This window comes from Streptomyces sp. NPDC051664 (assembly GCF_044453545.1).
Taxonomy (GTDB): Bacteria; Actinomycetota; Actinomycetes; order Streptomycetales; family Streptomycetaceae; genus Streptomyces.
The window spans coordinates 361,228-383,178 of sequence record NZ_JBITCU010000005.1 but is presented as its reverse complement, the minus strand read 5'-3'; the positions used below and the strand labels follow the sequence as shown (position 1 = coordinate 383,178).

Genomic DNA, 21,951 nt, shown 5'->3' with positions numbered 1-21,951 from the left:
CCCCCGGCAGTTGGTGGTGTACGTAGGGGGTTTTGTCCACGTGCTCCGTCAGTCCGTCGTGATCGCCGGTAGCGATCGCCGGAACGCTCCGAGAACGCGATGCGTCCGGGAGGTTGCAGGACGTGGTGCAGGGCGACCATGATTCGGCTCAAAGCCCCTGATATCACCACATTTCACGGACAGTTGGGGTCTTCCGGTGGAATGATGGCTGTGTTTCTCCGACTGGGACCTATGCGCCCAGTGAAGTCCCATGAGGGAGAGCCGAGACTCGCCGACCCTGCTGCGGCAGGCGTCGGCCATGACCGAAGCGACCCTGCCCAAGTCCGGCCCGGTCATCGATGCCCAGATGATTCGCGAACCTGACGAGAGCGAGAGCCCTCGACAGGGTCAGCAGGCCTTCTTCCTCGTCCACAAGCCCAAGGACTCGTGACCGATAACTCAGGCGAGTGAGACGGACGAACAACGGGTGTCACCACGGACACTTCCAGACGTGGGCCCGAGAAGGTCGCTCATCGGATCGTTGAGCCTGGGGCCTTCCGTTCAGGTGATCGTCAAAGGTTCGGCCCGTTGTCGTTCGAGAGGTCCATGCCGAAGCGGGCACCGGGCACCGGGGCGCCCAGGTCGACCGGGTTGAAGGCGGACGCTCCCGTGGCGGTCAGACCCGAGGAGCCGCCGCGCAGGGACCACACCGCGCCGCCGTCCACGACCGTTCCCAGGTCCTCGCCGGGGGCTCCGGCCGCGAGGTCCGCCTTCCCGTTGCCGTTGATGTCGAACAGCCGGACCGCCCCGCCGAAGTGGTCGTCGGCCTCCGCGACGCCGGGGACGCCCGACGTGTTCTGGTGGAACGCCTGCGCGCCGGTGCCGCCCAGGCCGCCCGAGCCGCCCTTCAGCAGCACCACCGAGCCGGCGGCCCTGGTCGTGCCGATGGCCTCGAAGGGAACGCCCACGGCGAGGTCGGCGTAACCGTCCCCGTTGACGTCGCCCGCGTCGAGTCGGGCGCCGAACTGGTCGCCCTTCTCACTGACTCCGGGCACGCCCGTGGTGTTCTGCGTGATGGTCTTCGTCCGGGTCGTGCTCGGGCCGGACGCCGAGCCGTAGTAGATCTTGACGCTGCCGGCGTCGTAGGGGAGATCCTCCGTGATGCCGTTCGGGATCACCCTGGTGGCGAGGTCGGCCTTGCCGTCCTTGTCGAAATCACCGACCGCGGTGGCGGCGGCGGAGGGCAGCGGGGTGGAGTTCGCCGACAGGCCGTGCGCGGTGCCCAGCCACAGCTTGCCGCCTTCAGCGTGCTCCTCGTAGGCGTAGAAGGTGCACAGGTCATCGATACCGTCGCCGTTGAAGTCGCCCGCCGCGGTGCCGGTGATGGAGTTGTCCGTACTGAACATGGTCACTTGCTGCTCGCGGGCGGGCGCCCCGGCGCGGGTGAACGGCCCGTACAACACGCTGCGCAGGTCGTAGTCGTCACTGTGAGACATCATCAGATCCGTCTTGCCGTCGCCGTCGAAATCGCCTGCGGTGAGGTTCGCGCCGACGGTGGCGTCGGCGGGCGCAGGGAGTCGCACCGCGCCCTGGCCCGTGACGCCGCCGCTGCGGCCCCAGAGGACGATGACGGAGCCGGAGTTGTTCGAGGTAGCGAGCGCCTCGTTGGTCACCAGGGCGAGGTCGGTGAGGCCGTCGCTGTCGAGGTCGCGGGCGAACACCCGGTAGCCGAAGCCGTGGTCGTCACCAGAAGTGCCGGGCACGCCCGGGGTGTCCTGGGTGATGATCGTGGTGTGCGCCGTGCCGAGTCCCTGCGCGGAGCCGTAACTGATGGCGACGTAGCCCGCCCAGGAGTGGCCGTCGATGGTGGCGGCGGGGGCGGAGACCACCAGGTCCTGGTAGCCGTCGCCGTTGAAGTCCTCGCGCTCGGTGGCAGCGGCCGGGCCCGCCATGGTACTCGCGGGCGCCGCGGCGGCCATACCACCCGAAAGCGCCGTGACCGCACAGGCGGCGGCCGCAACCAAGGTGCGAATACCCACAATTCCTCCATCAATCGCGTACGGAGAGCCAAGGGTGCGCGAGGCGTGAGGGCTCGACTGTGAGACACGCGTGGCGCGTGGATGGTTGCCCGGTGAACAGGAAGTGAATGGGACTGTCGGTGCGAGGGCGGCACCGAGCGATGCTTCCACAGGTCGCAGCCCGGTCGCTGTGCCTCCCGCTCAGGCCTCCGAAGCCCCCGCCGATACCTGAGGCCAACAGCCCGAACCGGGGCTGCGGACGCCTACGCCGGCGCCGTCATCGGTGCCCTGACCGACCCGGACCCCTCGCGTCACGAATTCTCGGTGAAGCGGACCGACCAGGCGTAGCCGCTCAAGCTGTCGTACGGAACCCGTCGGACCTCCCTGACCTGGCAACCGTCATGGGCATACTTGCGGGCGAACCGGTCGAGGCGCTCCGCGTCGGTGAGATCCTCCATGGACAGCGGTGCTCCGACGACAAGGTCTTCGTGCAGAACTGGGTCGGTCGCGGCACCGTCCGAGCAGGCCGGGCAAAGATGCGTTTTGGGTAGGGGCATACGAGGAGTGTCCTCCAACCTGGATGCCCCGACGTACACAACGCGAATGGCCACGCCACAAAGCGCCTGGGTGCACCTGGCGAGGCGGCGTGCCAGTGGCCGCTGCCGGCTTCTGTTTCTGGGGCTTCTCCGGCGACTGAAAGGGACTTACGGACCGGCGCTCGAGAAACCCCTCGCTCGCCGGCCCAACCGCATGAGGGGCCCTTTCGCCTCCGTGACGAACTGAGACCGCCCCGCATCGGAAGACCATCCAGCGCGGCGTACAACCCTGGATGAACTTCGGATGTCTTCTAGGTGAGTGCAATACGGGCATTGCCCTCACCGCACTACCCCACGGGGAGGCCGCACATGAACCCACGCCGTTCTGCGGCGGGCGCGACGGCGTTGCCTGGCACTCCCGGGCACCTGCACCGGTCCGAGCTTCGGCGTCCCGCTGGGGAACCGGCCATGCATCTCCGCCGGCCACGCCCACGCACAATCCACCGCGGCTGAGCAGGACGCCGTAGGCAACCTAGGAGACGAAGGAGGTTCTTGTGCGTCACAGCAGAAGCGCGGCCCTTACAGCCGCGGCACTCCTCACCCTCGGTGGCGGCGCCGTGTTCGCGGCCCCCGCCGCAGAGGCCGCGGTGCCCTTTCCGTCCATCGGCTGGCAGCAGCACAATTGCGACTACGACGGCAACGGCTTCGACGACGTGCTGATCGGCGCCCCGGGCGCCACGGTGAGCGGCGCCGCGGGCGCCGGCTACGTCACCGTGCAGTACAGCTCGTCGAGCGGTCTCAGCACCACCAAGAGGAGCGTCCTCCACCAGAACACCTCAGGCGTCCCGGGTGGTTCCGAGGCCGGCGACGGTTTCGGGCAGGCCGTGGCCTCCGGAGACCTGGACAACGACGGCTACGACGACGCGATCGTCGGTATCCCCGGCGAGGACCTGGCCGGGCTGTCCGACGCGGGCGGCGCCGTCGTCTTCTGGGGCTCGCCGACCGGACTGCACGGGGCCGACAGCACCTGGCTGGAGAATCCGGACCAACTGCGGGCCGGCGCGAACTTCGGGCGTGCGATCGAAGCTGCCCGGTACTTCGCCCCGGACCCGGCACATCCGGACGCCAACCTGCGGGACAGCGTTGCCGTCCTGGAGAACGACACGCTGCTGTTCTTCACTGCCCCGCCGGGGGCGGCGGCCCAGCAGCTGAAGCTCGCGGACAAGGGAGTCCGGGCTCTGGACGTGGCCCCGCTGGGGACCGGCTTCGCCCTGCGGAGCCTCAGCCACGGCAACTACAACGAGGACTCCTGGGCGGACCTGGCGATTTCCGGGGTGACCACCGGAGACCAGCCGGGCATCGGCGCCGCCCAGGTGCTGCACGGCGCACCCAGCGTCGAGGCGCTCACGGACGGCGGGGCGTTCGAGGGTGGTCCTGCGGTGGTCTCCAGCGACTTCAACCACGACGGTCAGGACGACCTGGCCATCGGCGACACGGGCGTCGGCTCGCCCGTCGGCGGAGCCGTCTCCGTCTATCTGGGCCAGGGCGACCTGTCCGGCCTCGACCCGACCCCCGCCCAGACGTGGACGCAGGACTCCCCGGGCGTTCCCGGCGCAGCCGAGGCCGGCGACCGGTGGGGCGCCGAGATGTCCTCCGGCGACACCAACGGCGACGGTATGCCGGACCTGGCCATCGGCGCGCCCGGGGAGGACATCGGCTCCGTCTCCAACGCGGGTGCGGTCTGGACGCTGCGCGGCGCACCGGGCGGGCTGACGGCGACCGGTGCGCGCAGCTTCGACCAGAACCATCCCGACATCCCCGGCGGGGCGGAGGCCTCGGACGCCTGGGGCGGCCAGGTGCGGCTGGTCGACGCCGATGAGGACGGCCTCTTCGGCCTGCTGGCGGCGGCACCGGGCGAGAACACCGACGACGGCTTCCTATGGGTCATCCCCGCGTCGTCGTCGGGGCTGGTCGCCAAGGGCACGTGGACCTACGACGGGGCACGCCTCGGGGCGCCGGTGGCCAATGCGCATTTCGGGGCGGCGATCGACGAATAGCGGAAGTCTCAAGGAGAGCTGGGGATTCACCGGGAATCAATAGAACTCACCGGTCCCCCATAGCCCTGGGGTCAGACCAGCCTTCTGGTCGCCGAACGTGGCGTGGTGCCCGTGACGAATCGGGCACGACGCCACAGAACGATCTCCGGGAGACTCATGCGGCCCGCCGCTTCCGGGTCGCCCTGACGACCACCGCCACGCCGCCCACAGCGGAGTACACCTCGCCGCGTCGGACCCGCCCTCCCGCCCAAGTCCCGGACGCTCGGACGATGCGCCGCTACCGGGTGAGCCGCAGGTTGCCGCGGATCAGTGGGTCTCCCCGTACGCGGCCCCCATCAGGGCTCGCAGGAGGAGCCGGAACTCGGTGTCGTCGACAGCATGGATGACGCGCTGCAGTTGGATGGGGGCGTGCCCTACGAGGGACGCGGCGAACTCCAGCACGGCCACTTCGCTGCTCGATGCCTTGCGTGCCGGCGGCTTGTCGGCGAGCAGGAGCAGTCCCACCGCGTTCCAGTCGATGGAAGGGCGCAGTCCGACATGTTCGAGGAGCGGCCGGCCGGCCGCATCCGCGAGTTCCTGGTCCTCGAAGAAGCGCCGGAGCCAGTAGCCGTCGTGGTGGGCACCGAGGAGGCGCGTCGCCGCCCTCATCTGTTCGCTGCTCACACCCTGCAGCAGGTCGTCGGCGAGCTCCTTACCCGTGATGCCGCGGGTTGCCATGAGCATCGGCCCTCTCCGTTCCTCGGTGGTCGAGGCCGGGTCGGCCCTGCTCCACTCTGCCCGGCCGTGTCCTCCCGCCCCGCCGTACACGCCGAACGATCGCCCGGGCATGCTTTTTCCTGCACACATTGCTGTTCAGGACCCGGGCCGATGCGTTGTCGTCAGGGCCCCAGCACGCTCTTTCAGACGGCGCGCAGACCGATCGCCTCAGCGCCGCGGAAACGTGCGAAGCGTTCTGTCGGAGCCGACAACCGCACTCCCCGAAGCGCGGCCTCCGCCTCCTGCTCGTTGAACATCGGCCTGTCCCGGCTCGGCCGTCGGAGCCCCGGGGGTGTCCCGCCGGGATCCGTCAGGAGGTGGTTGCCGGGTGCGGGTCGCCGAGGTACGGGAACCGGTCCAGGGTGTCGGTGTGCGGCGTCAGACCGGTGGGCGGCGCCTCGTTCTTGGTGAGGAACGCGACGCGGATGTCGATGACGTCTTCCGTGAATGTCCGGCCGTTCGGGTACGCGGCGGGCTTGGACGGGTCGAAGTGCAGCACGTCCGGCAGCAGGCCGTGCTCGTCGAGCGCGGTGATCGCCTCCTCACGCGAGTAGCCGCCGGTGTGGCCCAACAGATGGACGAACTGGTCCGTCCACCTGGCCCGGTCGTTGACCGGCTCGCTGGCGTTGTACTCCTCCTTCGTGTCGTCGGTGTTGAAGAAGCTGCTCATTGACGGGTGCCCGGCCCGGTCCGCGTGGACGAGTTCGCCGTCGCGTAGGACGCTGCACCGGCCCCAGATGTGCAGCTCGGGCTTGGGGGCCAGCTCCGCGGTCGGCAGTTCGATGGCCATGGAGAAGACGTTGGCCGTGCTGTTGGAGTCGACGCCGACCCACGGAGACTTTCCGCCCAGATGCGGCGCGGTGAAATTCCGGTTGCCACGGGTGTCGAACAGATTCTTGATTCCGTCGAAGTCGAAGAAAAAGGCGTCACTGCGGCTGCCGGCGGCCACCTTGTAGTCGCCGCTGCTGACCACGGCGGCCTGGGGTCCGAAGGAGACGGCGGCGTCCGACACGATCTTGGTGCCGACCGCCTCGGGCCTGCGGGACTCCGCACCGGTTGCCATGAAGACGCTGTAGGTCTGCGAGCCGTCGGATGCCGGCGGGCTGAAGACCCAGCTGAAGGCGACGTCGGTCAGGTAATCGCCATCGGCGTCGATGTTCAGGCGGTATACGGCGTCGGGGTGCAGAGCATCGGCGTTGGGATTGGCGTTGAGGATGAGAACGGTCCTGCTCGGATCGCCCGGTGCCCCGAAGGCGTACAGGTCGCACAGATCGAGGCGCTGGTCGCCGAGCGGTGCCCCAAGGCTGAGGCCGGTGAAGTGGTTGGACATGTCAGGCCCTTCCATTGCTCGCCCGTCGGAAAACCGTCAGAACGCTCGAACGGCCGTTCCGGGGCGCGTGGGGTACACCCACACCTGGGCGGTGCATCCACGCTAAGGGCTGTCCCGTAATCCCTGGTGGATCGGCGCGCGGCGTCAGATGCGGTGCATCGCGAGGCGGAGGGGCATCCTCATACCGGTCGTATTCGGGTGTTCCGACAACGCGGCGAGGTGCCGTAGCTGTCGTCGTGCGCCCGCCAGGGATTACGGGACAGCACTTGGCCGCCACAGCATTCCGACCATCGAGGGCGAAGGCACAGCTGTCAAACAACGCCCGGCTGGGTCACCGACAGGCGGGAGGCGATCGTCTCGCGGTCCGAGAGCAGGCCTTCAGGGGCGTCGCCGATCAGTTGATCAACTCATGAAAGAGCCACGCCCTAGGGGGCGACGGGCAGCTGACGCTTGTGGTCGGTGAGGCGATAGCGTCGGACGATGGTTTCGAAGGCCCGCTCGTCCACCGGCTTGCCTTCCAGGAAGTCGTCGATGTCGTCGTAGGTGACCCCGAGCGCGTCCTCGTCGGCCTTGCCCGGGTCGAGGGTTTCCAGGTCGGCCGTCGGGGTCTTCCACACCAGCTCGGTGGGTGCGCCCAACGCGTCCGCGACGGCGCGCACCCGGCGCTTGGTCAGGCCGGTCAGCGGGACCAGGTCGGCGGCGCCGTCGCCGAACTTGGTGAAGAAGCCGGAGACCGCCTCGGCGGCGTGGTCGGTGCCGACGACCAGGCCGTCGTGTGCGCCGGCCACCGCGTACTGGGCGATCATGCGCTGCCGGGCCTTGATGTTGCCGTGCACGAAGTCCCGGTGGTGGGCGTCGCGGTAGCTCACACCGGCTGCCAGCGAGGCCTCGAGCGCGGCGTCACTCGCAGGCCTGATGTCCACGGTCAGCACGTGGTCGGCCTGGATGAAGGAGAGCGCAAGCTGGGCGTCGTGCTCGTCGGCCTGGACCCCGTAGGGCAGCCGCATCGCGTAGAACCGCGCCTCGTGCCCGGCGGCCCGGGCCCGCTCGACGGCGAGCTGGCACAGCCGGCCGGTGGTGGTGGAGTCGACGCCGCCGCTGATGCCGAGCACGAGGGAGCGCAGACCGGTGGAGGTCAGACGCTCGGCGAGGAAGGCCACCCGGCGTTCGATCTCCCGCTCGGCCTCGAAGTTCTCGGCGACCTGGAGTTCCTGGGCGATCCCCTGCTGCAGGGCGATGGACGCCGGCTCGCTCACGTCTGCTCCTTGTTCCGGTTCACGGTGCGCTGTCGCGCCCACTTTACCGAGTAGGGCTTTGTCACGTGTCGGGGCCGGTTGGAGGAGCTCGCCGGGGAGGTCTCGGCACGTTCACCAACGACACCGTCACCCTGCACACCCACGAGGTGAAGAACGGTTCACCACCGAGTCGGCGCTGGTCGCCGAGGGGCCCGACATGGCCGGAAGTGCTACCGGCACCTGCTGACGCCATCCGGCTCGGGTTGAGCAAGCAGCCACCCCAGCGGGGCGGGACAACGCTTGGACGGCCGCCTGACCCGGGCGCCCGATTCGGTCTCGACCCGAGCCGGTGGTCGGTTCGGTGTTCCTGCGGTGTGGGGCTCAGTGAACGGAGAACCCGCCGTCGACGAAGATCGCCTGCCCGGTGACGTAGCCGGAGGATCGGCCGGCCAGGAACACCGCCGCTCCGGCGAAGTCCTCGGCCAGGCCGTTGCGCCCGACCATCGTGCGGGCGGCCAGCGCCGCCACCTTCTCCGGGTCGGACGACAACCGCGTATTGAGCGGGGTCATGACGAAGCCGGGCACCAACGTGTTGCAGGCGACGCCGTGTGGCGACCACGCCTCGGCCTGGGAGCGGGCCAGCGACTCCAGGGCCCCCTTGGAAACCCCGTAGGCGCCGCTCTGGACGAACGCCCGGTGCGCCTGCTGGGAGGTGATGTGGATGATCCGCCCGAAACCCCGCTCCGCCATGCCGGGCCCGAACCGTCGGCCCAACAAGTAGGGCGCCTCCAGGTTCACCGCCATCGTGGCGTCCCACACCTCCTCGCCCAGCTCGTCCATCGGCGGCCGAAGGTTGTTCCCGGCGCTGTTGACGAGAATGTCGGGCTCGCCGAACACCTCCGCTGCCTGCTCCGCCGCCGCGCGCACCCCGTCGCGGGTGCTCAGGTCGGCGCTCACCCAGGCCGCCCGGCAGCCGTCCGCCGCCAGCTCGTCGACCGTGGCAGCCAGTTCCGATTCCTTGCGCGCCACGATCACCACGCTCGCCCCCGCTCGCGCGAGAGCCCCGGCGATGGCTCGGCCGATGCCGGAACTGCCACCCGTCACCACGGCGACCCGGCCGTCCAGCGAGAACAGCTCGGAGAGATAGGTTTGCGAGATCATGCCCGCACCCTATGGGCTGTCCACGACGACAGCACCGCCCAGGCTGCGGCGGACCGGCCTCCACTGATCATGGGTCGGCGGATGCGGGTCGAAGACGATGTCGGGCGGCAGCTCGGCGACGGCGCAGTGGTGGGCGCGGTGGTCAGTTCGTCGTGGTCACGAAGGCCCGTACCCCACGCACCCGGTCGGCTTTGCAGCGGCCGGGATCCTCCGTCCAGGATCTGGGCAGGTACAACTCCCGGTTCACCAGGGCCGACCGTGGTCGTGTTCGGGGAACCGGGACACGACAGGTAATGCCCCGGTCAGGGGCGGTGGGCTGCTTTTGCATGGCCTGCCGTGGTGCGCGCGTACGGCCTACGCCACGCGGTCACTCGTAGTCGAGATCATCGGCGCTCGGATCCGGAAAAGAAACGTCGGCCAAACACCGTTCATCCGGAGTGTGGCGGCCGGGGAAAACCTCGAATCCATCGCCGGTTTTCACGGACGGATCTCCGGCGCACGACGTTAATATCGCGACCCGTCCATCTGACTGAAACCGCGAGGCACCCGTGGCACCGCTCAGCAAGCTCTACCTCCAGCTCGACGATGTCGAACTTCCGGACGCGATCCCTTACTCCCAGGTGAGCGCATGGGAATTGCGCTTTCTCTACCTGTTGGGGCGCCATCGGCTGACTGGAGAGGGCAAGGTGATCGAGCTCGGGTCGGGCGGCGGCGGATCGACGTATGCGTTCGCACTCGGCCTGAAGGAGAACCCGGACTTCGACAAGAAGACCAACAAGCTGCACGCGTACGACTTCTTCCGGGTCGGGAAGGGCACCTTCGCCTCCGAGAAATTCTTCTCGGCCGGGGTCGCGCCCGAGGACACGAACTCCTTCCTCGACGACTTCAAGGACAAGCTGAAGCCATTCATCGACTTCATCGAGCTGCACCCCGGCGACATCTGGCAGACCTCCGACCCCGAGGACCACAGCCCCATCGAGTTCCTGCACGTCGACATCGCCAAGACGGCGCGGGTCTTCCGCTGTGTGGCCGAGCGCTTCCTGCCCCGCCTGGAGCCAGGCTCCGTGCTGCTGCACCAGGACTTCGCCAGCCCCCGGCTGCCGTGGCTGCACTACAGCACCGGTCTGCTGCTGCCGTACATCGAGATCGCCGGGCCGCCCATCCGCTCCACACTCGCCTTCGAGGTGGTCAAGCCGATTCCACAGGACGTGCTGCGGGCCATAGCCGAGGACGCCTTCGACGTCGACGAGAAGCTGAAGCTGATGTCGGCCGTCCAGGACGTTGTCGACCGGGACTACACCGACGGAATCCCGTTCAAGGCCGTGATCGAACTCGCCAAGGCCTACGTCGCCCACTACGAGGGTGACCACCGCCGCGCCTGGGAGATAGCCAAGCCGCTGACCTCGAACGAATACCTGAGCCGGACCCGCAAGGACCACTTTGCCCAGCTGGAGAAGGCGCTGAACGAGGCCAAGCCCAAGGGCGGATCCTCCCGTCTTGCCAGGCTGATCAAGAAGGTGACGCGCAGGGCGTAGCCGCCGGGTGGTGCCGGGGGCGCCGAAGTGCCCCCAGGGGTGGTCCCGCCGGTGTTCGGCCCATCCGGAGCCACCGCGCACCGCTCATTTGCGGAACAACAGGTCCCGGCCCCGCCGGCGAGCGCGGCCGCGGCTTGATCACGGGTTCGGCACGACCCGGTCCGGTTGAGCACCAGGAATCTGTATCAAGTCCCCCAACTTCGACGGTAGTGCACGAGTCACGCTCCGCCTCAGATACTGACGGCATGGAATTCGTCGCCCTCATGACCCTGCCCGGACTGGTCATCCTGTTGACCGTGCTGGCTTTCGTCGATCAGTTGTTGTTGCGCGCCGGACGGGCCGGCGTTCTGCCGTGGCGGAACGCGGCGCGTCAGGGCCAGATTTCGGCAACCGGGTTCGAGCAACTGCACGCGAGTCTCTCGCCGGGGAAGCAGAACGAACTCAAGGAGCGGCAGTCGGCGCTGCTGATGCGGGATGACGAAGAGGACGGGGCACCGCCGAACCGGACAACGGTTGACCTGGCGAGAGGGACCGCAGTCGTCCGGATGCCCCGGGCCGACAAATAGCGGGCCGCTCACGGTTCGATGGCCTGCGACCAGCACAGTCGAGGAACGCCGCTGGGGTACTAATCGGCGTCCAACGGCCGTTCGAAGAAGGTCTCCAGAACCACCGTTGCCTGCGTCCCACTGACCCCGTCGATCGCGTACAGGCGGCGCAACACGTCCTGCAGCCGCTCGGTGGTCGCGGTTCGCACCTTCACCAGGACGGCCGCGCTGCCTGCGATGACGTGCGCCTCCTGAATCTCCGGGACGGCGGCGAAGTCCTCGGCACGGTCGCCCATCCACGCCGTCGAGTCGACCAGCACAAAAGCGAGGACTGCGCGGTCGAGCGCCGCGGGGTCGACGTCGACCGTCGTGGCCCGGATGACCCCCTGTTCCCGCAGCTTGCGCACGCGCTCGTGCGCGGCACCCGCCGACAGGCCGACCGCCTTGCCCAGTGCGGCATACGACTGGGTGGCGTCCCGCTGGAGCAGCGCAATCAGCTGACGGTCGATGTCATCCACTGGTTTCATGCAAAAACCATACCTGGTTCAGTCATGTACATGTTACGTTGAATCGTATTCTGGTCAATCCTTCTGAGGGGACGCCATGCCCGCCGACGGCCTGTACGAGATCCTGGACGATCGCTTCCGTACCGAACGCTGCGCGAACGGCGACAGCGGGCTGGAGGTCCTGCACGACGGCTGCCGCTGGGCCGAAGGCCCGCTGTACCTCCCTGCCTGGCGCCAGTTGATCTGGAGCGACATCCCGAACGACCGCATCCTGCGCTGGGACGAGGCCACCGGCACGGTCGGCGTCTTCCGAACCCCGGCCGGCCACAGCAACGGCAACACCCTCGACCGGCAGGGCCGCCTGGTCACCTGCGAGCAGGGCAACCGCCGCGTCACCCGTACCGAGCCCGACGGGACCGTGACCGTCCTCGCCGACCGGTACGCCGGCAAGCGGCTCAACAGCCCCAACGACTCCGTCGTACGCTCCGACGGCACGATCTGGTTCTCCGACCCGGACTTCGGCATCACCAGCGACTACGAGGGCCATCGCGCCGAGTCCGAGATCGGCGCGTGCAACGTGTACCGGATCGACCCCGCGACGGGCGACGTACACCTCGCTGCCGACGGGTTTGCGGGCCCCAACGGCGTCATCCTGTCCCCCGACGAGAAGCGACTGTACGTATCCGACTCGCGGACCGCCCGGATCCACATGTTCGACATCCGCGAGGACGACACGCTCGCCGACGGGAAGGTCTTCGCCGAGGGCCAGGGCGACGTCCACTTCGACAACATCCGCTTCGACGACGAGGGCCGCCTGTGGGCCGCCGCCCTGGACGACAGCGTCCACTGCTACCACCCCGACGGCACCCTCATCGGCCGGCTGCGCGTGCCCGAGCCCGTCTCCAACATCGCCTTCGGCGGCCCGAAGAACAACCGCCTGTTCATCACGGCCACCACCTCCCTGTACTCGCTGGTGATGTCGGTGACCGGGGCGCCGCGCCTCTAGGTGTGCCGTCCCGGGACGTTGCGCTGTTCCATGGGGCTCGCGGTCGAACCCGGATGGCGGAATCACCAACTGGCCCTGCGGCGCGGCAGCAAGGGCTGGTACGCGGTCGGTCTGCTGGTAACGGTCGGCTAGCTGATCGAGCCGTCGGCGACGCAGGCGACACTGCAACTGCCCACAGTGAAAGAGCTGTTCAGAGGGTCACCCGCGGCGCGGTGGGCTGACGGGACGCCAGGCATCAGCCTGCCTGCGGCGCGGGCGACCGGTTGGATGGGGGACGTGACCGGGACCTCAACCGGGGCTGAGACCAGGGGCGGTGGCGGCGCGAGGCGAGTGGGAGCAGAGCGGGTGCGCCTACTCGGGCGGGCTCCTCACACGCTCCCCGCTCACCCGTCCTGCCGACTGACCACGCCCGCGTCGTGAGCGATCAGCCCGGCCTGAGTCCGGTTCATGCACCCCAACTTGTCCAGCATCCGTAGACGAAGCTCTGCTCGAGGCGTTCGGCGCGCAGACCGGGTTCGCCTGGAAGAGCCTCGGCGTGCTGCTCGTCTGGGGAGCGGCCGGGGCGGTCGTCGCCGTCCGACGGTTCCGCCGGGAGCCGCGGCCTGAGTGAGAGTCACCGGCCTACAAGATCGCCGGGCAGCCCTCCTCCCCCACCCCCGGAGCCAGGTGCTGCGGGCGGAGTCGCGGCATGGACGGGGTGGAGGCACGCATGCGGGTGCGGGTGCCGGTCCCGGTCCCCGTGAAGCTATCGGTCTGGAAGCACTTGGACCAGATCAAGGGTGGCTCCCGCACTCCCGGCATACAGCCAGGTGTGGAGTGGCCGGTCCGGCCCTGTCGAGGGTGGCACGAGGTCAACACCTCACCATTCCGACCGACCGACGTTCTTCGACGCGGGCCGGGCGTGGGGCAGGATGGCGTCATGAGCGTCGTCAAGATCAACGTACTCGCTGTCCCCGCCGAACAGCGCGAGACCCTGGAGAAGCGCTTTGCCTCCCGAGCCCACGCGGTCGAGAACTCGGACGGCTTCGAATGGTTCGAACTCCTCCGCCCTGTCGAAGGCACTGACAACTACCTGGTGTACACGCGGTGGCGCGACGAAGAGTCCTTCAAGGCGTGGAGGGAAGGCCCGATGAAGGAGGCTCATCAGGGGGGTGGCGAACGACCGAAACCTGCTGCGAGTGGGTCGACGCTGTGGTCCTTCGAGGTTGTGCAGCAGGCCGCACCAAAAGGAAACTGGTAGCTCGTCGCGCATCGGTGGGTGGGTGATCGACGTCCCGACTGAAGGTCAGCAGGCTGTCTCCAGAACCTGATCCGGGAGGTGGCCGTGGGACGTCGACCAAGTGTGTTCGTCCGTCCGGTCAGCATCCCCTCTCGTGGCAGCGCCCGCAGAGGTTCCTAGCGGCGCTGGTAGTCATAGTGACGACACATTCGGTGGCGAGCGGTGACGCCGTGCGCCTCGCCCGTGCCGATCGGGCGGCATTTGGCGATGTCGATACGTTCGGGAGTCACTGCGGCCTTCATCGCCGGCCGAGCGTGGCCGTCACTTGCCACTCCTCCAAGTCGTTCGCCCTCGTCGGCGAACGCGCTCACGGACCGGACAACTCCTCGAGACGTGCTGGGCAATCCACCGGGCGCACTCCGTTCCTCCCCCCAGGGCCGACAGCAGGATGAGGGCGGCGGCCAGCAGTGCCTGGGATCCGCACGCCACTGGCAGGCCAGCCCCGTAGAAGCCGTAGCTGACCGCCAAAAGGCCGATCGGCCCGACGGTCAGCACCAGGAAGAGCCGGGCCGTCGCGCCAGGAGGACGTGCTCCCCCTGCCGCCCATTGCTTGAGGCCTTCGGCGAACCAGAACGCGATGAGGGCAGCCACCTCCAGCGCTGTGAGCAAGGCTGCCGAGCCAAGGTCCACGGTCCACATGAGCATGTTCACCATGCTCCGCGAGCGGATCGCTCCGGGCCTGAGTACGGCTACTCAACCGCCCAGGATGGTGCGGCGTCTCAGAGCCGACGCCTGCGGCGTGGAACGACGCCGCACCCACTCCTCAAGTGCGGCCTGTTCCTCATCCGACAGCGTCAACTCGACCTTCGGCCGCCCCGTCCGTCCATGGGACAAGCCACTGCACCTGAAAAGAGCACCCGACTCAGGACACCAGGAGCCGGGCGAGCTCGGCCGGCTTGCTGACCATCGGCCAGTGGCCTGAGTCGATGTCCACGAAGTCAAGGTGCTTGGCCTTGGCGAGCTCGGGTACGTCACCGGCGCCGATCCAGTCCTGAGCCTGGGCGGGGGTGAACTCGGGGCACACGAGTACGACCGGGACGTCGAACCGTCGCTCGTCCGCCAGGTGCACCAGGCCCTTGGTCACTCCTGTGGGGACGGGAATCGCAGCAGACGCGATGCTGCGCCTGGCCTCCTCATCGAGGTCGGCGGAGTCCGGCCCCTCGAACGGGCCCCACCCGGGGAAGGGCATGACACCGTCCTTCGGCTCGAAGAGGTCGGCGTAGGAATCCCCGTCGGCGGCCGGGAAGCCGCCGATGAGGACGACTTTGGCCACCTTCTCCGGTCGCGCGTCGGCGGCCAGCCAAGCCAGGGTGCAGGCGGCGGAATGCCCCACCACCATGGGCTTTTCGGACGCTGCGTCTACGGCAGCGAGCACTGCCGTCACCTGGTCGTCGAGCGTGGCGGACGCAGATCCGTCACCCTGACCGGGGAGGGTGAGCGGCACGGGGCGGTGGCCGAGTGCCTCGAGCGTGGGCACGACATCGTCCCATGCGGATCCGTCGAGCCACAGGCCGGCGATGAGCAGGATGTCCATGATCAGTTCTCCTTCTCCAGTGAGGTCAGATCGCGTTCGGCATAAAGCCGGTGTTCCCATTCCTCGTTGATGACGATGCTGAGACATTCCTTGAAGGGGAAGTTCTCCATCCGGGGCCGGCCGGGCTCGGTGCGCGTCACCGCAGAGGCGAGTTGCTCGTCGGTGAGTGACTCCATGACGTGGCGGACCATCGCCTGGCGTTCGCGTCGGACCATGAGCACCTCGTCGAGCGAGGGTCGTACGTCGCGGTCCCACGGGATACCGTCCCAGCGGGGCGCCTCGTCCCACGGCAGGTCCAACTGATGCCACGGCGAAGGATTGCCGAGAATCATCCGGCCCACCCAGGCGGCGCCGGCGAAGTTGAGGTGCCGCAGGGTCTGGATGAAGGACCACTCGTCGTCGATGCTGCGGTGGAGCGCCGCTTCGGGGAATGTCCTCGCACGCGCGACGGTGCCCTCCCAGAGCCGCTCCAGGACTGCCCACGCCTCACGGAACCCGTCGGTGTCATCGGGGCGCATCCTCGCCCGCTCGGGCATGCGACGGTTCAGTTCGGCGTCGACGAGCGGTGCGATGTCGACGCCGTTCACGACGACGTTCTTCAGCTCGCCGCTGATCTCGACGTCGACCAACTCGACGCCGCGCATGCGGCTCTCATGGAACAGGGCGCCGCGGACCTGCGCCCCGGTGAAGTCGACTGCGTGCATACAGGCGTCGTCGAGGGACACCTGGGTGATGGTGGCACCCCGGAGGCTCACGCGCTCGAAGCGCACTCCGCTGAGGTCCTGTTCGCGGAACTCGGTCATGAACGTCACCCTAGGACCGATTCCGGACGATCTACTTCCTGCTTATCTCGCGCCCATCTAATCTGCTCGTGTGCCGACCGACTCCAGCCCCACCGCACGAGCTCTGCGCGCCATCGAGATCCTCCGGACCCGCCCCGGCGTGACGGCCGACGAACTCGCCGCGGCTTTGGGAGTCACGGAGCGGGCGGCGCGTCGTTACGTCGAGATCCTCCGAGAGGCAGGCATCCCCGTGGAGTCGGCCCGGGGCCGCCATGGCGGGTACCGGCTCGGGCGCGGGACGCGGCTGCCTCCGGTCGTCTTCACGGAGCACGAGGCACTCGGCCTGGTCATGGCGGTCCTCGACGGCCAGCCGGCCGCCGCCGATGTCGACGACCTCGTCGGTTCTGCCCTGGGCAAGGTCATCCGGGCACTGCCCGAGAGCGTAGGCCGACAAGCAGCGGCGCTGCGAGAGCACGCGTCAGCTGCGCCCGACCGGTACGCGGCCCGTCCGGATCCCTCCATCACCAGCGCACTCGTGGCAGCCGGCGCGGCTCGGCGTCGCGTGCTGATCACGTATCGGAGCGAGTCCGGCAGCGAGTGGGAGGCCGCGGTGGATCCCTGGGCGGTCGTCGTCCGCTACGGGCGCTGGTACCTCCTGTGTCACTCCCATCGCGCTGACGCGATCCGCACCTACCGGGTCGACCGGGTCCGCGCGGTCGAGCAGACCGCCCACAGGTTCGATCCGCCCGACGGCCTCGACCCGGTGTCAGCAGTGGAAGAGAACCTGGGCACCGGGTGGGAGTTCCCCACCCACGTCGTGTTCGACGCTCCACTGGCCGAGGTCGCGCCATGGATCCGGCCTCCCATGGGGCGACTTGAACCATCGGGAGACGGATGCGTGCTCGTCGGCAGCACGAGCAATCCGGCGATGTACGCGCAGGAGTGGCTGGCGAGCGTGCCGTTCCCCTTCCGCGTCGACGGCGGGCAAGAACTCCGTGCCGCGGTCGCGACGCTCGCGGCACGTTTCGCTGCCGCTCTGGCGGACCGACCCTGACAGCGATATCGCAGGACCTGGTCGTCGCATTGCGCCAAGGTGGTGCGCAACGCCCCGGGGCGGAACGGCACATCGCAGGCATCACACCCGGCCCGTGGTTCGAGGGTGTGGCGGTGACGTGCGGGATACGCGCGGCCCGCGCGGCGCGGGCGCAGCATCGGCGGTCACAGCCAGCCGTTGCGCTTGAAACCCCGGTGGATGACGAGGCAAGCGGTCGCGATGACGGCGAGAGCGAACGGGTAGCCGAAGCGCCAGTGCAGTCCCGGCATGTGATCGAAGTTCATGCCGTAGACGCCACAAACCATCGTCGGCACGGCGATGATCGCGGCCCAGGCGGTGATCTTCCGCATGTCCTCGTTCTGCGCGACGGTTACCTGGGCGAGGTGGGCCTGGAGGATGGAGTCGAGCAGCGCGTCGAAGTCGGTGATCTGCTCGATGACACGGGTCAAGTGGTCGGCGACGTCACGGAAGTACGCCTGTATCTCGCGGTCGACGGAGCGCATCGACTCAGTGGTCAGCACCTGGAGGGGGCGGCCGAGCGGGAGAACAGCACGCTTGAGTTCCAGAAGCTCGCGCTTGAGCTGGTAGATGCGCCCGACGTCGGCACTCTGGGAGCCGTGCGGTGAGAAGACGTCCGTCTCGACCTGGTCGATGTCGTCCTGGACGGCATCGGTGACGGTCAGATAGTCGTCGACGACGTGGTCGGCGATGGCGTGGAGCACAACGGCCGGTCCCTTGGCCAGTTGCCGCGGGTCCGCTTCGAGGCCTTCGCGCAGGGAGCCCAGGGAGCCGTGGCGTCCGTGCCGTACGGTCACCACGAAGTCGGGTCCGGCGAAGACCATGATCTCTCCGGTGTCCACCACCTCGCTGGTGGCGGTCAGTTGCTCGTGCTCGACGTAGGCGACCGACTTGAAGACGGCGAACAGGACGTCGCCGTACTGCTGGACCTTGGGCCGCTGGTGGGCGTGGACGGCGTCCTCGACGGCGAGCGGGTGCAGACCGAACAGCTCGGCAACCCGCACGAACTCCGTCTCGGTGGGCTCGTGCAGGCCGAGCCATACGAAGCCGTCGCCGCGTTTGCGCACACGGGCGACGGATTCCTCGACGCTGGGAGCAGCCTGCTGGCGGACGCCGTCGCGGTAGATGACGCAGTTGACCACGGTGGAGCCCAGCGGCGAACGGGCCGGGTGGCTGAGGTCCACAGGGCGCCCCCGCCGCGCCAGACGGGCGACTTTGCGCAGGCTGCCGACCATCGACATGAAGTACTCCTTCGCCAGGTGCGGGCCAGTGTGCCAGGAGAAGGTAAAGGGGACGTCAGAGCCTGCGGCGGCCTGCTCGTACACACCAGGCCGAACGAAGCCGCCCGGCGTCGCCTCCGGTGACGCCGGCCCGGGGTTCCGTTCCAAGGCCCCCTGCGGGTTCTGCCCGAAGGCCCTGGCCGCAGGCCGACCAGGAACGCCGTGGCCCGTCCCCGTAAGCGTCGCGTTACGGGGTGGGGGCTCGGCGTCAAGTATCCGTCAGTGCGGCGGCCCGTCCCCGCTGGGCGGGCATAGCTTCGGTGGAGCGCCCGGCCGGTCCGACCGGGCGGCGCCAGTCGCCTTCTGCGAGGAGCAGCACCATGACTCCAGTCGAGTTTCCCGAGGACCCCGAACCCTCCGAACGGTTCCCGGCCGGACTTCTCTACGTCCCTGTCCGGTCGGGGCCCTCCGGATGTACGACCCGGTTCTTCCGCACCCCCCTGGGCGGCCGCACGGCCGTCGGATTCACCTCGGCGGCCAAGCTCACCGCCACCCTGGGCACGGACCAGGCCGGCATCAGGCTCTCCGAACCCGCACTGCGCGCCCTCGCGGCCCCCCTGGGTGTGACCACCCTCACCGTCGACCCGCAGTTCTCCGCCCCCGCGACAACCTCTTCGGTCTCCAGGGGCATCGAACGCGCGAGCTCCTCGCGCGCATGGCATCCCCAGCACGTCGGTGCCCTGCGAGTGACTGGCGCCGCTGCTGTCGTCGCGTGTCTGAACCTGCTGATCGGCTGAGGAGGCGCCATGTCAGTTTCCGTTCCGTCGTCCCTTGCGTCCACGCTCCCGGCGTCGCTCCCGGCCTCGCTGCCCTCGGACCCTCAGGCCTTGTCCCGAGTCTTCGACAATGCCGACGGCCTCTCCGTCTGGCCCCGTTCCACCCGCCCCGAGGCCGACGGGGACGTCTCCGTCGGCGGGGTCTCCCTCGCCGAGGCGGCCGACCGCTTCGGCACCCCCGTCTACGTACTGGACGAGCAGGAGGTCCGCGAGCGCTGCCGTACGTACCGCACGGCGTTCCCCGAAGCCGACATCGTCTACGCCGCCAAGGCGTTCCTGTGCCGTGCGCTCGCGCACTGGGTGCAGGAGGAGGGCCTGGGCCTGGACGTCTGCTCCGCAGGGGAACTGGCGCTCGCCGTCACCACCGGCTTCCCGCCCGAGAACATCGTGATGCACGGCAACGCCAAGAGCCCCGAGGACCTGCGCACCGCCATCCGGCTCGGCGTCGGACGCATCGTCGTGGACAGCGCGTCCGAGATCGCCCGCCTCGCCGCGATCACCCCGGCCGACACCCGCCAGAAAGTCATGGTGCGGGTGGTCCCCGGCATCGCCGCCGGCGGACACGCCAAGATCCGCACCGGCACCGACGACCAGAAGTTCGGCCTGTCGATCACGGACGGATCCGCGCAGCACGCGGTCACCCGGATACTCGACCAGCCGCACCTGGAACTCGTCGGCCTGCACTGCCACATCGGCTCGCAGATCGCCTCGGTCAAGCCGTATGTCGTCGCCGTGCGGCGCATGGTCGGCCTGATGGCCCGGATCAGGAACCAGCACGGCATCGCCCTCCCCCAGTTGAACATCGGCGGCGGTCACGCCATCGCCTACCGGCCCGGTGAGGAGAGCATGAACGTGGCCGTGCTGGCCGGGCGGGTCCGCGCCGAGCTCGAGGACGGTTGCGCCCGCGCGGGGCTCCCGGTTCCCCGGCTCACCCTGGAGCCCGGCCGCGCCGTCGTCGGACCGGCCGCAGTCGCCGTCTACCATGTGCTCGCCGTCAAGCGCACCGGCGAGCACACGTTCGTCGCCGTCGACGGCGGCATGAGCGACAACCCCCGGCCCGCGCTCTACGGCGTGCAGTACGCGCCCCGTCTCATCGGCCGCCCCTCGTCGGCGCCGCCCCGCCTCGTCACCGTCGTGGGCCGGCACTGCGAAGCCGGCGACGTCCTCGCCGACGACGTAGCCCTCCCGGGCGACATACGCCCCGGCGACCTCCTCGCCGTTCCCGCGGCCGGGGCCTACCACCTCTCCATGGCCTCCGGTTACAACCTGGTCGGCCGACCTCCCGTCGTCGCCGCGTCCGACGGCACCGCACGCGTACTCGTACGCCGCGAATCACTGGACGACATGAGCCGCAGAGACATCGGCCTGTAACACCGGCCCCCACTCCCGGCGTCCGCCGAACCCCCCTCTCGGCGGACGCCGCTCGACCCACCTGCTGATGGCCCGAAAGGCCACCACATGTGCCCGAGCAGCTCGTCGAGCGCGAGGTACCCCTCTCGCGCTCGCTCAGGCGTGTGATCATCGCGGAATTGTCCGAACTATGAAGCATTGTGCCTGTTACCCGATTTACGCGACTCCGGTGGCGGAGCGCGGGGTGGTGTGCCGCGGTGTACGGAGGTGCCGGAAAGGGCTTACCGCCGAGGGGGCCGGGACGGTTGCCCTATCCAGTGAATGTCAGGTCCACGCCCATGCGGAGTCTGTGACCGTTACAGCCGTCGGTTACGGAAATATCCGCATTTTGTAACGCAGGCTGAAGCCTGCGCCGGCGGGCGGGCGGGTGGTTCAGAGTGTGGGTCCTCGGCTTGTTGAGCCGGGACCCGCACCGCGCAACATGGCTCCGACCCGGGCCTGGGCGCCTCTGCTTGAGGGGACCTCACGTGTCTGCTTCTCGTACTGTCCGTCGTCTCGTCGCTACCGGTCTGGCGGCCGGTTCCCTTGTCGCCGTCGTGGCGATGCCGGCATCCGCCGACGACGGCCACAACCGTGGCCGTCACCACCAGACGTACTCCCGTGTCGTGCTCGGCAGCATCCAGTACAACAGCCCGGGCCGCGACGACCACTCCAACCGTTCACTGAACGGCGAATGGGTCGAGGTCACCAACACCGGCTACCGGCCGGTGAACCTGGACGGGTGGACACTCGCGAGCCGGGACGGCAAGCGCTACCGCTTCGACGACCTTCGCCTCGGCGCCCGGGCCACCGTCCGCGTCCACACCGGACGCGGCCACGACACCCGCGCCAACGCCTACCAGGACCGCCGCACCGACTACATCTGGAGCAACTACTCCGACACGGCCACCCTGCGCGACAACCACGGCCGGACCATCGACACCAAGTCCTGGGGCCGTGACCGCGACCACCGCAACAACGACCGCGGACACCGCCGCTGACCTGACCCCCACCCGCCACCGACCCCGAACCCCCTCTCAAAACCGCTGCGTGCCGCCACCCCCGCCCCCGAAGTGGCGGCACGCAGCCCACGCACACACCGGCCATCTCCCGGGCGGGATGGGCGTGGGCCTGTCGTCGGTCGACGGGCCGCCCCAAGAGCCAGGACGGAAAAA

Annotated in this window: 21 protein-coding genes; 10 read left to right on the top strand and 11 right to left on the bottom strand. The window is 68.8% G+C overall.

Features of this window, described 5'->3' with window-relative positions:
* The first annotated feature begins 250 nt into the window (after positions 1-250).
* Complete coding sequence (locus ACIA8E_RS13105) at positions 251-430, top strand: hypothetical protein (RefSeq protein WP_399297425.1); 180 nt, start codon at positions 251-253, stop codon at positions 428-430.
* 121 nt (positions 431-551) lie between these two features.
* Here ACIA8E_RS13105 and ACIA8E_RS13100 read toward each other — a convergent pair whose 3' ends face one another.
* Both ACIA8E_RS13100 and ACIA8E_RS13095 read right to left on the bottom strand, forming a co-directional pair.
* Positions 552-2,018, bottom strand: a complete 1,467-nt coding sequence (locus ACIA8E_RS13100; RefSeq protein WP_399297423.1) for an FG-GAP-like repeat-containing protein — start codon at positions 2,016-2,018, stop codon at positions 552-554.
* Positions 2,019-2,308: 290 nt separating this feature from the next.
* On the bottom strand, positions 2,309-2,554 hold the full coding sequence (locus tag ACIA8E_RS13095) for a hypothetical protein (protein ID WP_399297421.1): 246 nt from the start codon (positions 2,552-2,554) through the stop codon (positions 2,309-2,311).
* Positions 2,555-3,087: 533 nt separating this feature from the next.
* Between ACIA8E_RS13095 and ACIA8E_RS13090 the strand changes: the two genes are divergently transcribed.
* Entirely contained in the window at positions 3,088-4,590 is a 1,503-nt protein-coding gene (locus ACIA8E_RS13090; RefSeq protein ID WP_399297419.1) for an FG-GAP repeat protein, read from the top strand.
* 306 nt (positions 4,591-4,896) lie between these two features.
* Here ACIA8E_RS13090 and ACIA8E_RS13085 read toward each other — a convergent pair whose 3' ends face one another.
* The 4 genes from ACIA8E_RS13085 to ACIA8E_RS13070 all read right to left on the bottom strand — a co-directional run bounded on the left by ACIA8E_RS13085 (position 4,897) and on the right by ACIA8E_RS13070 (position 9,072).
* Positions 4,897-5,313, bottom strand: a complete 417-nt coding sequence (locus ACIA8E_RS13085; protein ID WP_399297417.1) for a hypothetical protein — start codon at positions 5,311-5,313, stop codon at positions 4,897-4,899.
* 343 nt (positions 5,314-5,656) lie between these two features.
* Positions 5,657-6,676, bottom strand: coding sequence for a DUF4331 family protein (locus ACIA8E_RS13080; protein ID WP_399297415.1), 1,020 nt, complete (start codon positions 6,674-6,676; stop codon positions 5,657-5,659).
* Between the two features lie 425 nt (positions 6,677-7,101).
* On the bottom strand, positions 7,102-7,932 hold the full coding sequence (gene nadE / locus ACIA8E_RS13075) for an ammonia-dependent NAD(+) synthetase (RefSeq protein ID WP_399297413.1): 831 nt from the start codon (positions 7,930-7,932) through the stop codon (positions 7,102-7,104).
* Positions 7,933-8,292: 360 nt separating this feature from the next.
* The gene (locus ACIA8E_RS13070) at positions 8,293-9,072 is read right to left on the bottom strand and encodes an SDR family NAD(P)-dependent oxidoreductase (RefSeq protein ID WP_399297411.1); all 780 of its coding nucleotides are present in this window, start codon (positions 9,070-9,072) and stop codon (positions 8,293-8,295) included.
* A gap of 548 nt (positions 9,073-9,620) precedes the next feature.
* Here ACIA8E_RS13070 and ACIA8E_RS13065 point away from each other — a divergent pair.
* Positions 9,621-10,607, top strand: coding sequence for a class I SAM-dependent methyltransferase (locus ACIA8E_RS13065; RefSeq protein WP_399297409.1), 987 nt, complete (start codon positions 9,621-9,623; stop codon positions 10,605-10,607).
* Positions 10,608-10,852: 245 nt separating this feature from the next.
* On the top strand, positions 10,853-11,173 hold the full coding sequence (locus ACIA8E_RS13060; protein ID WP_399297407.1) for a DUF6191 domain-containing protein: 321 nt from the start codon (positions 10,853-10,855) through the stop codon (positions 11,171-11,173).
* 59 nt (positions 11,174-11,232) lie between these two features.
* Here ACIA8E_RS13060 and ACIA8E_RS13055 read toward each other — a convergent pair whose 3' ends face one another.
* On the bottom strand, positions 11,233-11,679 hold the full coding sequence (locus tag ACIA8E_RS13055) for an Lrp/AsnC family transcriptional regulator (protein WP_399297405.1): 447 nt from the start codon (positions 11,677-11,679) through the stop codon (positions 11,233-11,235).
* Between the two features lie 76 nt (positions 11,680-11,755).
* On the opposite strand from ACIA8E_RS13055, the gene ACIA8E_RS13050 reads away from it, so the two are divergent.
* Both ACIA8E_RS13050 and ACIA8E_RS13045 read left to right on the top strand, forming a co-directional pair.
* On the top strand, positions 11,756-12,664 hold the full coding sequence (locus tag ACIA8E_RS13050) for an SMP-30/gluconolactonase/LRE family protein (RefSeq protein WP_399297403.1): 909 nt from the start codon (positions 11,756-11,758) through the stop codon (positions 12,662-12,664).
* A gap of 919 nt (positions 12,665-13,583) precedes the next feature.
* Entirely contained in the window at positions 13,584-13,904 is a 321-nt protein-coding gene (locus ACIA8E_RS13045) for an antibiotic biosynthesis monooxygenase family protein (RefSeq protein WP_399297401.1), read from the top strand.
* Between the two features lie 300 nt (positions 13,905-14,204).
* Here ACIA8E_RS13045 and ACIA8E_RS13040 read toward each other — a convergent pair whose 3' ends face one another.
* From ACIA8E_RS13040 to ACIA8E_RS13030, 3 genes are all read right to left on the bottom strand, one after another.
* Entirely contained in the window at positions 14,205-14,597 is a 393-nt protein-coding gene (locus ACIA8E_RS13040; RefSeq protein WP_399297399.1) for a hypothetical protein, read from the bottom strand.
* A gap of 208 nt (positions 14,598-14,805) precedes the next feature.
* Positions 14,806-15,477 carry an alpha/beta fold hydrolase gene (locus ACIA8E_RS13035; protein WP_399297397.1) on the bottom strand — a complete coding sequence of 224 codons (672 nt, stop codon included), beginning with the start codon at positions 15,475-15,477 and terminating at the stop codon, positions 14,806-14,808.
* Between the two features lie 2 nt (positions 15,478-15,479).
* Positions 15,480-16,280, bottom strand: a complete 801-nt coding sequence (locus ACIA8E_RS13030; protein ID WP_399297395.1) for a DinB family protein — start codon at positions 16,278-16,280, stop codon at positions 15,480-15,482.
* A gap of 70 nt (positions 16,281-16,350) precedes the next feature.
* Here ACIA8E_RS13030 and ACIA8E_RS13025 point away from each other — a divergent pair, with 70 nt between their 5' ends.
* Positions 16,351-17,313 (top strand): helix-turn-helix transcriptional regulator, encoded by a 963-nt coding sequence (locus ACIA8E_RS13025; protein WP_399297393.1) that lies wholly within the window; start codon positions 16,351-16,353, stop codon positions 17,311-17,313.
* Positions 17,314-17,477: 164 nt separating this feature from the next.
* Here the strand turns inward: ACIA8E_RS13025 and ACIA8E_RS13020 are convergent, their stop codons facing one another.
* Complete coding sequence (locus tag ACIA8E_RS13020; protein ID WP_399297391.1) at positions 17,478-18,572, bottom strand: magnesium and cobalt transport protein CorA; 1,095 nt, start codon at positions 18,570-18,572, stop codon at positions 17,478-17,480.
* A 359-nt stretch (positions 18,573-18,931) separates the two neighbouring features.
* Here ACIA8E_RS13020 and ACIA8E_RS13015 point away from each other — a divergent pair, with 359 nt between their 5' ends.
* From ACIA8E_RS13015 to ACIA8E_RS13005, 3 genes are all read left to right on the top strand, one after another.
* On the top strand, positions 18,932-19,348 hold the full coding sequence (locus tag ACIA8E_RS13015) for an SAV_915 family protein (RefSeq protein ID WP_399297389.1): 417 nt from the start codon (positions 18,932-18,934) through the stop codon (positions 19,346-19,348).
* Positions 19,349-19,357: 9 nt separating this feature from the next.
* Positions 19,358-20,758: a diaminopimelate decarboxylase gene (gene lysA, locus ACIA8E_RS13010; protein WP_399297387.1), complete on the top strand. Its 1,401-nt coding sequence runs from the start codon at positions 19,358-19,360 to the stop codon at positions 20,756-20,758.
* Positions 20,759-21,264: 506 nt separating this feature from the next.
* Positions 21,265-21,777 (top strand): lamin tail domain-containing protein, encoded by a 513-nt coding sequence (locus ACIA8E_RS13005; protein WP_399297385.1) that lies wholly within the window; start codon positions 21,265-21,267, stop codon positions 21,775-21,777.
* Positions 21,778-21,951: the final 174 nt, after the last annotated feature.

Excerpts from the sequence above, each read along its gene's own strand:
- ACIA8E_RS13045 (WP_399297401.1), top strand. The coding sequence starts at position 13,584 with ATGAGCGTCGTCAAGATCAACGTACTCGCTGTCCCCGCCGAACAGCGC.
- ACIA8E_RS13020 (WP_399297391.1), bottom strand. The coding sequence starts at position 18,572 with ATGTCGATGGTCGGCAGCCTGCGCAAAGTCGCCCGTCTGGCGCGGCGG.
- ACIA8E_RS13055 (WP_399297405.1), bottom strand. The coding sequence starts at position 11,679 with ATGAAACCAGTGGATGACATCGACCGTCAGCTGATTGCGCTGCTCCAG.
- ACIA8E_RS13105 (WP_399297425.1), top strand. The coding sequence starts at position 251 with ATGAGGGAGAGCCGAGACTCGCCGACCCTGCTGCGGCAGGCGTCGGCC.
- ACIA8E_RS13030 (WP_399297395.1), bottom strand. The coding sequence starts at position 16,280 with ATGACCGAGTTCCGCGAACAGGACCTCAGCGGAGTGCGCTTCGAGCGC.
- ACIA8E_RS13060 (WP_399297407.1), top strand. The coding sequence starts at position 10,853 with ATGGAATTCGTCGCCCTCATGACCCTGCCCGGACTGGTCATCCTGTTG.
- ACIA8E_RS13015 (WP_399297389.1), top strand. The coding sequence starts at position 18,932 with ATGACTCCAGTCGAGTTTCCCGAGGACCCCGAACCCTCCGAACGGTTC.
- ACIA8E_RS13040 (WP_399297399.1), bottom strand. The coding sequence starts at position 14,597 with ATGGTGAACATGCTCATGTGGACCGTGGACCTTGGCTCGGCAGCCTTG.
- ACIA8E_RS13085 (WP_399297417.1), bottom strand. The coding sequence starts at position 5,313 with ATGCTCATGGCAACCCGCGGCATCACGGGTAAGGAGCTCGCCGACGAC.
- ACIA8E_RS13035 (WP_399297397.1), bottom strand. The coding sequence starts at position 15,477 with ATGGACATCCTGCTCATCGCCGGCCTGTGGCTCGACGGATCCGCATGG.
- lysA (WP_399297387.1), top strand. The coding sequence starts at position 19,358 with ATGTCAGTTTCCGTTCCGTCGTCCCTTGCGTCCACGCTCCCGGCGTCG.
- ACIA8E_RS13095 (WP_399297421.1), bottom strand. The coding sequence starts at position 2,554 with ATGCCCCTACCCAAAACGCATCTTTGCCCGGCCTGCTCGGACGGTGCC.
- ACIA8E_RS13050 (WP_399297403.1), top strand. The coding sequence starts at position 11,756 with ATGCCCGCCGACGGCCTGTACGAGATCCTGGACGATCGCTTCCGTACC.
- ACIA8E_RS13070 (WP_399297411.1), bottom strand. The coding sequence starts at position 9,072 with ATGATCTCGCAAACCTATCTCTCCGAGCTGTTCTCGCTGGACGGCCGG.
- ACIA8E_RS13080 (WP_399297415.1), bottom strand. The coding sequence starts at position 6,676 with ATGTCCAACCACTTCACCGGCCTCAGCCTTGGGGCACCGCTCGGCGAC.